Raw genomic sequence first — 13,553 nt, 5'->3', positions numbered from 1 at the left:
CGCTTCGCCAGTGCGTCTTATGCCCGTCGAATCTACCCGGCTGCTTCCGCTTTTCTTCTATCAATCCACAATGAAATATCTCGCATCCGGATGCGCAAATACAATTGCGGACACGGATGCTTCAGGGTCCATCATGTATTCTTCGGTTAAGTGAACACCGATGTCTTCGGGTTTGATCAAGTTAAATAATTTGGCTTGATCCTCTAAGTTCGGACACGCGGGGTATCCAAAAGAGAAGCGTTGTCCTTGGTATTTAGCAGCAAAGCGGTCGCGCATCGAGAAATCTGTTGCGTCCGGGAAGCCCCATTGGTCGCGGATTTCTTGGTGAATGCGTTCGGCAAAGCCTTCTGCTAGTTCAAGCGCCGTTGCTTGCAGTGCATGGCTTTCTAAAAACTTGCCTTGTTCTTTCAAGCGTGTTGCTTGCTCGCGTACACCAAACCCTGCAGTTACTTGCATAAAGGCGACGTAATCCATTTCGCCACTGTCGACAGATTTTAAGTAATCGGACAAACATAAAAACGGAGGAGCCGATTGACGCGGGAAAGTAAAGCGCTCGATTTCCGTTTTGCCGTCTTTCGGATCATAAACGATGACATCGTCTCCATCACTTTGAGCCGGGAAAAATTGATACATCCCGGACGGCTTTAATACACCAGAACCTAAAAACTCAGTTGCCAGTTCATGAAGCTGAACAGCACGCGGATCGCCTTTTGCTAAAGTTTTCTCGCTAAAGCCTTTTAACCCAAGGTGATGACCAATCAATGTGCGCATATTAACATATGGATATAAATGAGCCACTGAATAATCTTTTAATACGTGACGACGCAAATCGTTTGGTACGTAAACTGTGACATCTTCACGCACGGTTTTCACTGGTTTTTCAGCAACCGCCACGGCCGGTTTTGCTGCACGAATAGCTTCAGATGCTTGACGTTTTTCTTGCTGCGCATCTAACTCCAACAACAACTCTGCTTTTCCTGCGCCACTTTGTAAACGGTTCGCCAAGTCGAGTCCTTGCATCGCGTCTTTTGCGTAAATCACCGGTCCGTCGTATTCCGCTGAAATTTTCGTTTCCGTAAAGCGTCTTGATAACGCCGCACCGCCTACTAAAATGGGTACATCAATGCCCGCTTCTTTAAAATCTTGTGCAGTGATGACCATTTGTTTTGCTGATTTGACGAGTAGACCTGACAAACCAATCATATCCGGCTTTTCTTTTCGAATCACTTCGATTAACGTAGCCGGTGTTACTTTAATGCCGACGTCAATAACTTTAAAGCCATTATTGCTCAAAATGATTTCCACTAAGTTTTTGCCGATGTCATGAACGTCACCTTTTACAGTCGCCAAAACGATTTTCCCTTTTCCGGAATCGTCTTCTTTTTTCTCCATAAACTGCTCAAGGAATGAAACTGCTGCTTTCATAACGCCTGCACTTTGCAGCACTTCGGCCACAATTAATTGATTGTCATTAAACAATCGACCTACTTCGGCCATCCCTTTCATCAAAGGTCCGTTGATGACATCAAGCGGTTCATCGTACATATCCAACGCTTTTTCCAAATCTGGAATCAAGCCTTCTTTTGTTCCTTCTATAATGTAGTAAGCTAACCGGTCCGGTACCGTTTTCGGGATATCGTCTTCGGTTTTTTCCTTTTTCTTATCGCGGTAAAAAGCTGTAAAGTCAGCTAACGTATCATCTGTAGTGGTAAACAGCAGTTCATTGGCCATATCAATTTCTTGTTTCGGAATCGATGCATAACGTTCTAGTTTTTCTGTATTAACGATGGCATAATCCAAGCCCGCTTGTGTGCAATGGTACAAATACACCGCGTTCAACACTTCACGTCCAACCGGCGGCAAGCCGAATGATACGTTACTAACACCTAAAATCGTTAACGTACGCGGCAGCTTTTCTTTAATTAATCGAATGCCTTCAATCGTCTCAACTGCAGAACCAATGTATTGTTGGTCTCCTGTTCCGACTGGAAAAACAAGTGGATCAAAAATGATATCTTCTGGCGCTAGTCCCCATTTATTAACTAGCAAATCGTAAGAACGTTCTGCGATTTCGAGTTTACGTTCGCGTGTAACAGCCATTCCTACTTCATCGATCGTCCCCACTACAACGGCTGCTCCGTATTTTTTCACAAGCGGCATGACCGCTTCAAAACGCTCTTCTCCGTCTTCTAAGTTAATAGAGTTGATAATCGCTTTGCCTTGTGAAAATTTCAGCGCCACTTCAATGACTTCTTCGTCTGTGGAATCAATTACCAGCGGCACTTTCACTTTTTTGACGACTTCTTTCATAAAATTAGTCATGTCTTCAACTTCATCACGGTCAGGATTCGCTAAACAAATATCAATGACATGTGCCCCATTTTTTACTTGCGCACGAGCAATTTCAGCGGCTTCTTCAAACTGTCCATCAATGATTAATCGTTTGAATTTACGAGAACCGATTACGTTGGTTCGTTCTCCGATAAACAAAGGACGCATCGTTTCATCGTATTGCAACGGCTCGATTCCAGATACAACATGACCATGCTCGATCGGATCTGGTTTTCTCGGTGGCAACCCGTCCATTGCTTCTCGAACTGCTTTAATATGTGCAGGGGTTGTCCCACAACAACCGCCGACCACGTTCAACCAGCCTTTATCCGCAAAGCCACGCAGTTTTTTTGCAAGCGATTCTGGCGTTTCATGGTAATGACCGTCTTCGTCGGGCAAGCCGGCATTCGGGTAACAACTCACATAGCCATCCGACAGCTCGGACAATGACCGAATATGATCAGTCATAAACTCTGGACCCGTGGCACAGTTCAACCCGACTGATAGGGGTTTGACATGTTCAATCGAAATGTAAAATGCTTCAATGCTTTGACCGGCCAGTGTCGTTCCCATCGGCTCGATGGTGCCTGACACCATAATCGGCAATTCGATGCCCGTTTCTTCAAACGCTTGGTTAATCCCGATCGTTGCAGCTTTAACATTTAACATATCTTGACTAGTTTCCAATAAAATCAAATCGGCGCCGCCTTCAACTAATGCTTTTGCCTGCACATAGAAGTTTTCTAGCATTTCATCAAACGTAGCCCCTCCTGTAACAGACAAGGTTTTCGTTGTAGGTCCAATCGCACCTGCCACAAAACGCGGCCATTCCGGGGTGGAAAATTCAGCAGCCGCATCTTTCGCAATTTCGACTGCGCGTCTATTAATATCCGCCGCTTGGTCGCCAATTCCGTATTCGTCCAAGACAATCGGCGTTCCACCAAACGTATTGGTACACAAAATATCGGCTCCTGCTTCAAGATATGCGGTATGAACATTTTTGATAACATCGGGACGCACAATGTTCAAGTATTCATTGCAACCATCAAATTCCTCTCCGCCAAAATCTTCAGGAGACAAATCTTCGTTTTGAATCATCGTTCCCATGGCTCCGTCGATGATCAATATTCTTTTTTCGAGTTGTTGTTCAATAAGATGCTTGGACATGGTTGCGATCGCTCTCTTTCTGTTGATCTAGTTGACGAATATAGTGAATCAGTTCTACGGTCATATCGTAACGCACAAATGGCGTGATCAAGTAAATTCCATGGAATAATTCGGCTGCGGTATCGATTAATTCTTTTGCAATTTGAATGCCTTCTTCAGTTGCTCGGTCTTTGTCATCGCCACACGCCCGCATGCGTGCTAACGCATCATCTGACAGCTTTATGCCCGGTACTTCATTGTGCAGGAATTCTGCGCTGCGAATACTGGTCAACGGCATAACCCCAATGAAAATTGGCGCTTCTAAATGTTTGGTCGCTTCGTAAATTTCTGTAATTTTTTCTTTCGTATAAACAGGTTGCGAAATAAAATAATCCGCGCCACTTTCAATTTTCTTTTCGAGTCTTGCTACTGCTCGGTCAAGCACGCGGACATTCGGATTGAATGCGGCGGCAACAGAGAAATTGGCTTTTTTCCGTAACGATTTTCCGGAAAATGAAATGCCTTCGTTCAACTTCTTGATTAATTGAATCAATTCCATACTCGACACATCATAAACGCTTGTCGCTCCTGGGAAATCACCTACTTTAGTCGGATCACCTGTGACTGCGAGTATATCGTGTATGCCAAGTGCATCAAGGCCCATCAAATGCGATTGCAAACCAATCAAATTGCGGTCGCGGCATGTAATGTGAGCAAGTGCACGAATGTCTTCTGTATGTTTTAAAATCGACCCCATCGCCATATTGCTAATGCGTGGTGAAGCGAGTGAATTGTCGGCCATCGTCACAGCATCTACTCCCGCTGCTTTTAACGCAACCGAGCCTTCTAAAAATTTCGTAACGTCTAAATGACGCGGTGTATCAAGTTCCACAATAATGGTTCGTTCCGTTTTTGCTTTTTCGTGAAGCGGCTTTACTTCTAATGCTTCTGCTTCACGAATAACAATTGGTTTTCTTTCGGTTACTTTTTTATGAACAATCGGCGCTAGTTGACCTAGATGCTTTTTCACGGCTTCAATATGTTTTGGCGTCGTCCCACAACAGCCACCAATCAAGCGAACGCCTTCTTCTCTTAACAATAAAGCTGCACGTCCAAAATAATCGGCCTCTGATTCATAAACAATTCGTCCATCTTCCACATCCAGCAAGCTGGCATTTGGGTAAGCTGACAGAAAAGCTTTTTCAGGCAATGTCACTTCTTCAAAAGCTTGAATCGTATGGTGAGGCCCCAAACGACAGTTGACTCCAACAACATCGGCCCCGAGTGATTCTAATTGATGCAACGCATCGTTTAATGACATGCCATTTTGCAAAATCCCTGGGTCATGCATCGACACTTGGGCGATTAACGGTGTATTGGTAATGCTCTTTAAATGTTTCACGGTCGCTGCGAGTTCTTCAAAATCGTAATAAGTTTCTAACAATAACCCGTCTGGATTTCCTTCGAGTAAATGAGTGGCTTGCTGATCAACCATCGCAATAATTTCTTGCAAACTGGCATCACTTTTGCGGATACCACGAATGCCACCAATCGTGCCAAAGACAAATTGTCCCCCTGGTGCTGCTGCTCGGTTGGCAATCTCAATGGCAGCTTTATTGATCTCTGCAACTTGAGACTCCAATCCGTATCGAGCTAGTTTCAGTGCGTTCGCCCCATACGTATTGGTTTGGATAATATCGGCCCCTGCTTTAATATAATCGAGATGGATTTTCTCAACAATTTCGGGGCGTTGCAAATTCAACTCTTCATTGCAATACTCAATGCCATATGAATACAACAAGGTCCCCATGGCGCCATCTGCTGTTAAAATTCTTGTCTTTAACTCATCTATTAACCCCATCTATTAACCCCCTTTTATAAACAAAAAAAGCCTTCATGAAAAGAAGGCTTTACGATATCAAACTCGTTCCTTTTCATCTGTCAGGCCGTCTTTTGCCTGCTGGATTTAGCACCTTACCTTGCGGCTGGTTGCTGAAGTGTCGTAGGGCCAGTCCCTCAACTTCTCTTGATAAGAATTCACTATTTAGTTATAAGTATTCTTAGTATAGTACATGGATATAGCAATCAGGTCAAGATAATCTATCGAAAAACAATGAACTTTCTGTGAAATCACTTAAAATACATTTCATCAAAACCATACAGGATCTAATCAATAGATAAAGCCCCATCTAGAATAAAAGTTCTGGACAGGGCTTTTCGTTTTTTATGATCCACATTGTGTTAATTGATTTGTTAAAAACAAATTTTGCAATTCTTTTACCGGTCGTGCATTGGGTTGACCCATGTAATTGGTAAATTCGATTTCTCCAATGTGCATTCCTACATTGTATTCTCCAATAATCGTATCTAGTAGAATAAAAGAAGCTGAAACAAATTCGTCTTCATTTTCTTCGTTAAAGCCTTTAACATAAAGGATTAAATTGAGTTCGCCATTGTTGTCTTCTTTTTCATATGTACAAAAAAGATCGTCCCACCCCAATTCGATATCACCATATGCAATCGATACTTCTTCCATTTGTTTCTGGCGAAAGGCAATAATGTCAAAAGCACTAAGTTTAGGAGCTTGCTTTACTAATTCGATAACATCGTCAAAAGCTTCAACCATGCCATCCGCACTAATAACAAACTCTCGCTTGCCATCCTCTCGAATTTCGCCCATTTCAAAAGCCAAATGTTTGTTTACTTTTTGCAACTTCTTTTCCAATTGGTTCAATAGTTTAATCCTGCCAGTACCTTCTAGTTCAAGGTATGCATGCTCGTTTACAACAAACCATTCCCAAAAAGTTGTCACCTTATTTTTTCTTCTCGGCAACCAATTCATCTCGCTATCCCCTTTGCATCCATCTGTGATTACTTATTTCTATCATAATCATATTTACGCAAAAGAGATAGTTCTTTTTATCCGTGAAAAAAAGACTATTTAGAAGTCACTTTTTTCATAAGTATGAAATTTCTACATTCACAAGACACTGATAATCCGTGTAACATTCGAAAAATCAATGCCGTTTCAAATTTCTCTCAACTCGGAGCCTGTAAAGCTCGCACTAAACCAATAGCTCTACACAAAAAACTCTGCTATCAATCCACACTAACGCTTTCTAATTTCTGAAGACAACAAAAAAGACGAAGAAAAAGTTCATTTCTCCGTCTTTTTTTGCGATGAGTTTTAGCCAATTACTTGATCCGATTGACTAGCTGTGAAAGTGAAGTCCCGATGTGACCGGTGCTACATAACCCGCGCGAACGACGAAATCGCCAAAATGCTCATTGTCATATCGCTCTTTCCCATACCGGAAGAAAATAGGCTTTAATGTCGCTAAAATTTCTTCTTCGCCAATATTCTCACGGTATAGTTTATTTAGCCGGTCGCCTGCAAAACCAGCTCCCAAATACATATTGTATTTGCCCGGTGCTTTGCCGATAAAACCGATTTCACCTAAAGCTGGACGTGAACAGCTGTTTGGACACCCAGACATGCGAATGATGATTTCCTCATCCCGAAGACCCGCTTGCTCCAGTATTTCTTCGATTTTATCAACCAATACTGGCAAGTACCGTTCTGCTTCAGCCATCGCCAGTCCACAAGTTGGTAGGGCTACACAAGCCATTGAATTTCTCCGCAATGCAGAATTTTCTTTACCATCGGTCAGTCCATATTGCTCAACCAGTGCATCAATGTTTTTTTTGTTCTTTTCCAAAACATTGCTGATGATTAAGTTTTGGTTGGCGGTTAAACGGAATTCACCCGTATGGATATGGGCAATTTCGCGAAGTCCTGTCATTAATGGATAACCGTCAAAATCTTTAACGCGGCCGTTTTCTATAAATAACGTCAAATGCCACTTGCCATCACTTTCGATCCACCCATAACGATCGCCATTGCGTTCAAAGTGGAATGGACGCTCAGCTTCCAACTCCCAGCCAAGACGTGTATTGAGCTCTTCTTTAATCCAGTCTAGCCCTAATCTATCAACGGTATATTTAAAGCGTGCATTTTTTCGCTCGGAGCGGTTGCCGTAATCTCGTTGAATGGTGAGGATTTTCTCTCCAACTGCGTTAACTTTCTCTGGTGGACAAAATCCAATAACGCATGCTAATTGTGGATACGTCGTGGGATCACCATGCGTCATGCCCATACCTCCGCCCACTGTAACGTTAAAGCCTTGTAGGTTGCCGTTTTCTAAAATGGCAATAAACCCTAGATCTTGAGAATAGATGTCCACATCATTAGCAGGCGGAATTGCAAAACCGATTTTAAATTTTCGCGGCAAATATAAATGACCGTATATTGGCTCAACCACTTCAGCTTCATTACTGTCGATCACTTTTTCTTCATCTAGCCAAATCTCATGATAGGCTCTTGTTTTAGGCAATAGATGTTCGCTTAATCGGCGCGAAATTTCGTATACTTCGCTGTGAACATCCGATTGATACGGATTGGATGTTGACATGACATTTCGATTGACGTCCCCACAAGCGGCAATAGTGTCCATCAACGCATGGTTCATTTCTTGAATGGTGCTTTTCATATTCCATTTTAAAATGCCATGCATTTGAAAAGTTTGGCGTGTCGTCAATTTTAACGTTCCATTGCCATAAGTATTGGCTAGCTTGTCCATTGTCAGCCATTGGTGGGACGTTGCAATGCCTGATGGCAAGCGAACTCGAATCATGAATTGATAAGCGGGTTCTAATTTTTGCTGATTGCGTTCATTGCGAATATCTCGGTCATCTTGCATATAGCTGCCATGAAACTTCAGCAACTTGCCATCATCATCCGGGATGGAAGCCGTCAAACGTTCTGCAAAACTCTCTACTAGGTTGCCCCGTAAATAATTGGTTTGATTTTTAATGACTTCCATTTCGCTTGGTGTGCCTTTAATGTCGGTCAATTTTTTTATTTTCATAAGAAGCTCCTTTCGTTATTGAAAAATTCATGCACATAAAGACAAATTCGAAGTTAATAGCTGATGTACTTAGTAAACATCACGCAAATAACGCTTATTGCTACGCATAGAAGTTAAGTAAGCTTCTGCTTGTTCTGCGTTCATATTGCCTTGTTGTTCAAGAATCGTTACAAGCGTCGCATGAACATCTTTCGCCATGTATTTTTCATCACCGCAAACATAAACATTGGCACCCGCTTCTAGCCATTGATATACTTCTTTGCTTTTTTCTAACAGACGGTGCTGAACATAAATTTTCTCGGCTGTGTCACGAGAAAAAGCAACATCCATTTTCGTCAGAACCCCATCTTTTAACCACCGCTGCCATTCCGTCTGGTAAAGAAAATCAGAAACAAAATGCTGTTCTCCAAAAAACAACCACGCCTCTCCTGGAATATCGAGTTCTTCCCGCTCTTCCATAAATGCACGGTAAGGAGCGATACCGGTACCGGCACCAATCATGAGAATAGGTGTATCTGGATTTTGAGGTAACCGGAAACTGTTGTTACTTTGGATAAATACCGGCAAAGTTTCTCCAACGTCGGCACGTTCTGCGCATTGTATCGAGCAAACCCCCGATCTCTGGCGTCCATTTGCTTCATAACGCAAAGCACCCACAGTCAGGTGAACTTCCTCTGGATTTGCTTTTAAACTGCTGGCAATCGAATACAATCGAACAGGTATTTTACGCAGTATGGTTATAAATTCAGCAGCCGGCACTTGCCATGGACCAAAATCTTGAGTCAAATCAATCAAATCTCTGCCATGTATATAAGTCCGTAACTGTTCGTTGTTTTCAGGAGCCAATAAATTTGCTAACGCATTCCCGTTTGCAAAAGCTGCTGCTTTTTTAAGCAAGGGTTTCGACAAACTCGTGATATCAAAGGTCGTAATCAATGCATCGCGCAATGAAGCCGTATCGCCTTGTGTGTTAATAACAAGTTCTTCATCCGGATTCCAATCTGTTACCAAAAGTAACTGATCCACCAGCTGTTCTTCATTTTTTGGAATCACTCCTAAGCTATCCCCTGGTTCATACTGAAGACTAGAGCCTTCGAGATTGAGCTCTAAATGACGGGTTTCTTTGTTCGAGCCACGACCATTTAAATTTATGTTTTCCAAAACTTCGGCATGGAACGGATTGTTGCGCGAGTAAATTGGTTGGCTGATGGAGGCTGTATTTTGTGCAGCAACATCTGCTAAAGCACTTGGCCGATCGGTTTCTTTTGCTTTGTTTAAAATACTGAATACACCTGCAAACCACTCTGCTGCTGTTTCTTCAAAATCCAAATCTGCATCGATACGTGAATGGAAGCGGTTTGCGCCTAACTCTTCGAGACGTTGATCAAAATCTTTTCCAGTCTGACAGAAAAATTCATAGGAGCTGTCTCCAAGAGAAAGTACTGAAAAACGAACATGCTCAAGTTTTGGTGCCCGCTTACTGTGTAAGAAGTCATAGAAACTTAACGCATTATCTGGCGGATGACCATCGCCATGCGTGCTCGTAATGACCAGCAAATCTTCAACTTTTTTCAAGTCTTTTGGTTTAAACTCATCCATTGGCGTAAGCGTGACTTGGTAATCATTTTCTTGCAGTTTTTTTGAAATGCCGTTGGCAACGGTGTGGCAGTTGCCCGTGTGAGAGCCAACCAAAATAGTGACTTCGCGGGTAGCTATAACTTCGGCTTGCTCGGCATACCATTCCAAGCCGGGTTGTTCTTCCACAGCTACTGAAGCAGCTGACTGGGTGCCAGCTAAATAGCCGTTCAACCAAATTTTTTGGTTGTTTGTTAACATAGGCAACAAGCGATTGATAAGCTCTATTTGTTCTTGGTCAAACGGACTGTTCATTGTTTGTAATTGCACATTCTTCACCTCGAAATCGTTTTATTTTTCTATAATTTGTGAATAGATTTTTTGCAAAGCGCTCTTAGTTAATTCTCTGCCAGTCGCCTGTAATGATGCTCAATCGCTACGATCATGGCGCCCATCTTTTGATGATTTGGTTGCAGCACTTGCTTGATACCCTGACTTTCTAGTGCACTGGCAGTTACTTTTCCGACAGCAACTGCCAACACACGGTCATTAAAAGCATTGATCAAGTTTGGCTGTTGTTGGTCACCAAAAATGTTATTGACCTGCGTTTTACTCGTAAAAACAATAGCGTCTAAAGACTGTTCAACAATCGATTGCTTTAAGCCGTTCACGACCAAGGGATCTGGTTTTTCGTAAGCATAAGGTCGAGACAAGTAAACAGAGTGACCCTCTTCTTCCAAAATCTTTTTTAACTTGTGATCATCTAAGTTATAGGCTTGTAAAAAAATTCGTTGCGGGCTTTTATCTTTAAAATCTTGTGCTAAAGTTGCAAGTAAGTTACTCATGGTGCCATCTTCTGAAACATAAATTGGGGCTAACTTCTTTTCTTTGACCCACTTCATCGTTTTACTGCCACGAACTGCTAGCTTAGTGTTGTTCAGCTTGTCTACATAAAGAGAGTGAAGGCCCATAGTGGTTGCGCAATCCGTTAATGTTCTTGCACCGATCCCTGTCGTAAAGATGGCCCAGTCAAAAGATTCACCTAAAAAATCCGTAATATTCTGTGCGCTAATGGCTTCGTTTAGCCGCTGACGTCCTTGAATTGGGAAAATGACTGGCGTACCAGCTTGTTTTTCAATCAACACGCTGATTTCTTTAGCTGCACGAACTGCTGCCACTCCTATTTTCTTTCCAGCCAATCCATTCATACGCAGTCGCTCCTTTCTTTATTCACTCTGCTAATTGCTGTTCATTTTGTATAGCTTCATGCACACGTTCAGTGAGGGCAGTCACCATAGCTGGGTGATTCCCTAAATACCCACAAAGCAGGATGTCGGGGTTTCCTGAAGATAACTCGCTAATTTTCTGATCCATAGATTGCACTAACTTTCCTGTAAACCACAAATAAGGGAGCACAAAAATCTGTTTGCTACCAGAACGGATAGCTACTTGTAGCCCTTCATCAAATGTTGGTGTATTCGCTGCTAAATAGCAGACATCTACGTTTTCCACGTCGATTTTGATAGCCAATTCCGTGGCGATTTTTTCAATCGAATGAGTGATTTCAGAACTCTTGCCCCCTCTTCCGACTAGTAGAATTCTCGCGTCTGTCAAACGTGCTACTCCTGTTTCCTCTAAACGCTCAACTAAAATCTTAACTAAGCGATCTTGAACACCGAGTGGTTTGCCATAAGTAAAATAAATCATTGGATAATGCACAATTGCTTTTTTCACTTCGTCTGGAATGTCTTTGTAATAATGTCCCGCACTTAACAGCAATACCGGCACAACAGCGATTTTCGTTGCACCTTGTTGAACCAGCCTGTCAATTCCTGTAGCAATATCCGGACTCGCCAACTCCAAAAAACACGTTTCTTGAAGAACCACATCCACATTTTTGTATACTTGCTCCATAAACGCTAGAGCTTCCTGACGCGTTTCTTTAACACGACTTCCATGACTTACGTATAATACAGCCTGCATATCTTCAACTCCTTTATCCTACATAGGCGGCAAGCTGAAATTGTTTTTCATCTTTTAACTGCTCATACCATTGCAATTTACTTCTCAGACGAACCACTTCTCCCACCACAATCATCGACGGGTTTTCGAAATCTTGTGCCAGTCGGACAATGTCTGCTAATGTACCGGTGACGGTTCGCTGGCGTTCTGTCGTTCCCCATTCAATTAAAGCGATTGGCGTTGTAGCTTTTAAGCCATGGCGCATCAATCGGCTGCAGATTTCAGGGAGTTTGCTGACACCCATATAGATGCACAGTGTATCCATACTTTTGACCACATGCTCCCAGTACGCTTCTTGATCTATACCTACTTTGCTAACGCCAGAAATAAAAGCTACTGACGAACTATAATCACGGTGAGTTACTGGTATCCCTGCATAGGCGGGTGCTGCGATTCCTGCTGTAATGCCCGGAACAATTTCAAATGGAATGTTGTGATTGACCAGAGCTTCTGCTTCTTCCCCTCCTCTGCCAAAAACAAATGGGTCGCCCCCTTTAAGACGGGTTACCGTTTTTCCTTGGAGTGCAAAACGGCACAGCAGCTCGTTGATTTCATCTTGTTTTAATGAATGGTTATCGGGCTTCTTGCCACAGTAAATCAATTGCGCTTGTTCTTTCGCCTCGTCTAGCAACTCGTTGTTGATTAAGCGATCGTATAAAATGACATCGGCTTTTTGAATCGCCTTCAAGCCTTTCACTGTGATTAAATCAAGGTCGCCTGGACCCGCACCAACTAAATAAACTTTTTTCATAAGCTTCCTAGACTCCTTTTTTTAATCAGAGAAACGAGGAGTGCGTCATTTTCTGATCGTTAGTTTATAATATTTTTCCGGTAGAATTATGTGTGTAGACCACATTCTGTTTTTGTGAAACCTTGCCATCTGCCATCACGACTGTCTCCTTCAGTGGTAACTGCGAACGAACAATGTTTGCAACCGATACTCGGATACCCCTCATCATGCAAAACATTGTATTCTAAGCTATTCAAATGGATATACTGCCAGACATCGTCCCATGTCCAGTGAATCAGTGGACAAACCTTAATCGACTTAAAGCGATTGTCTTTGTTGATAAAATCGGTTTGGCTGCGGCTTGCCGATTGCTCTCTTCGCAAGCCGGAAATCCATGCTTTTGCACCAGAAAGTGCTTGTTCTAGTGGCTTGACCTTACGGATGTCACAGCATTTGTCTGGCTGACTTCCCCAAAGTTTATCGCCAAACTGATTGGCTTGCTCCTGTAACGTGATGTGTGGTTTTTTCATCCGAATATTCAATGTTGGATAACGCTCTTTAACACGATCAATCAATTGATATGTTTGGTCAAAGTGAACATCTGTATCTAAGAACACTATTTCTGCATCGCTTTTCACTTTAGAAATCAAATCAATCAACACCATGCCCTCAGCCCCAAAGCTGCAAGCATAAACAATGTCCTCACCATAAGAATCATAGGCCCACCGCAACACATCTGCAGCACCTTTTAAATCATCGTTTGGCACCAGGTTTTTAAACGGATCTTCTGTAAAGTGCTCATACAGTAATGCATGGCTCAT

Annotated in this window: 9 protein-coding genes and 1 riboswitch; all 9 genes read right to left on the bottom strand. The window is 42.6% G+C overall.

Going from position 1 to position 13,553, the window contains the following annotated elements:
- Positions 1-60: 60 nt before the first annotated feature.
- Positions 61-3,498: a methionine synthase gene (gene metH / locus BCM40_RS02980; protein ID WP_065527226.1), complete on the bottom strand. Its 3,438-nt coding sequence runs from the start codon at positions 3,496-3,498 to the stop codon at positions 61-63.
- Complete coding sequence (locus BCM40_RS02975) at positions 3,479-5,338, bottom strand: bifunctional homocysteine S-methyltransferase/methylenetetrahydrofolate reductase (protein WP_065527227.1); 1,860 nt, start codon at positions 5,336-5,338, stop codon at positions 3,479-3,481. Before BCM40_RS02975 ends, metH begins: the two co-directional genes overlap by 20 nt.
- A 70-nt stretch (positions 5,339-5,408) precedes the next feature.
- Positions 5,409-5,513: riboswitch (SAM riboswitch) on the bottom strand.
- A 188-nt stretch (positions 5,514-5,701) separates the two neighbouring features.
- Complete coding sequence (locus BCM40_RS02970) at positions 5,702-6,319, bottom strand: hypothetical protein (protein WP_065527228.1); 618 nt, start codon at positions 6,317-6,319, stop codon at positions 5,702-5,704.
- 370 nt (positions 6,320-6,689) lie between these two features.
- Positions 6,690-8,405 carry an assimilatory sulfite reductase (NADPH) hemoprotein subunit gene (gene cysI, locus BCM40_RS02965; RefSeq protein ID WP_156851247.1) on the bottom strand — a complete coding sequence of 572 codons (1,716 nt, stop codon included), beginning with the start codon at positions 8,403-8,405 and terminating at the stop codon, positions 6,690-6,692.
- 69 nt (positions 8,406-8,474) lie between these two features.
- Positions 8,475-10,310, bottom strand: a complete 1,836-nt coding sequence (locus BCM40_RS02960) for an assimilatory sulfite reductase (NADPH) flavoprotein subunit (RefSeq protein ID WP_065527229.1) — start codon at positions 10,308-10,310, stop codon at positions 8,475-8,477.
- A 68-nt stretch (positions 10,311-10,378) separates the two neighbouring features.
- Entirely contained in the window at positions 10,379-11,188 is an 810-nt protein-coding gene (locus tag BCM40_RS02955; protein WP_065527230.1) for a uroporphyrinogen-III synthase, read from the bottom strand.
- A gap of 22 nt (positions 11,189-11,210) precedes the next feature.
- On the bottom strand, positions 11,211-11,963 hold the full coding sequence (locus BCM40_RS02950; RefSeq protein ID WP_065527231.1) for a sirohydrochlorin chelatase: 753 nt from the start codon (positions 11,961-11,963) through the stop codon (positions 11,211-11,213).
- A 13-nt stretch (positions 11,964-11,976) separates the two neighbouring features.
- Positions 11,977-12,753 carry a uroporphyrinogen-III C-methyltransferase gene (cobA, locus tag BCM40_RS02945; RefSeq protein WP_065527232.1) on the bottom strand — a complete coding sequence of 259 codons (777 nt, stop codon included), beginning with the start codon at positions 12,751-12,753 and terminating at the stop codon, positions 11,977-11,979.
- Between the two features lie 86 nt (positions 12,754-12,839).
- Entirely contained in the window at positions 12,840-13,553 is a 714-nt protein-coding gene (locus BCM40_RS02940; RefSeq protein WP_065527233.1) for a phosphoadenylyl-sulfate reductase, read from the bottom strand.

It is taken from the genome of Planococcus donghaensis (assembly GCF_001687665.2).
GTDB classification, from domain to species: Bacteria; Bacillota; Bacilli; order Bacillales_A; family Planococcaceae; genus Planococcus; species Planococcus donghaensis.
This window is presented reverse-complemented; position numbering and strand designations above follow the sequence as displayed.

What these genes read in the sequence shown, in the direction of transcription:
- metH (WP_065527226.1), bottom strand. Translation starts at nt 3,498, where the DNA reads ATGTCCAAGCATCTTATTGAACAACAACTCGAAAAAAGAATATTGATC.
- BCM40_RS02975 (WP_065527227.1), bottom strand. Translation starts at nt 5,338, where the DNA reads ATGGGGTTAATAGATGAGTTAAAGACAAGAATTTTAACAGCAGATGGC.
- BCM40_RS02970 (WP_065527228.1), bottom strand. Translation starts at nt 6,319, where the DNA reads ATGAATTGGTTGCCGAGAAGAAAAAATAAGGTGACAACTTTTTGGGAA.
- cysI (WP_156851247.1), bottom strand. Translation starts at nt 8,405, where the DNA reads ATGAAAATAAAAAAATTGACCGACATTAAAGGCACACCAAGCGAAATG.
- BCM40_RS02955 (WP_065527230.1), bottom strand. Translation starts at nt 11,188, where the DNA reads ATGAATGGATTGGCTGGAAAGAAAATAGGAGTGGCAGCAGTTCGTGCA.
- BCM40_RS02950 (WP_065527231.1), bottom strand. Translation starts at nt 11,963, where the DNA reads ATGCAGGCTGTATTATACGTAAGTCATGGAAGTCGTGTTAAAGAAACG.
- cobA (WP_065527232.1), bottom strand. Translation starts at nt 12,753, where the DNA reads ATGAAAAAAGTTTATTTAGTTGGTGCGGGTCCAGGCGACCTTGATTTA.
- BCM40_RS02940 (WP_065527233.1), bottom strand. Translation starts at nt 13,553, where the DNA reads ATGAGCCATGCATTACTGTATGAGCACTTTACAGAAGATCCGTTTAAA.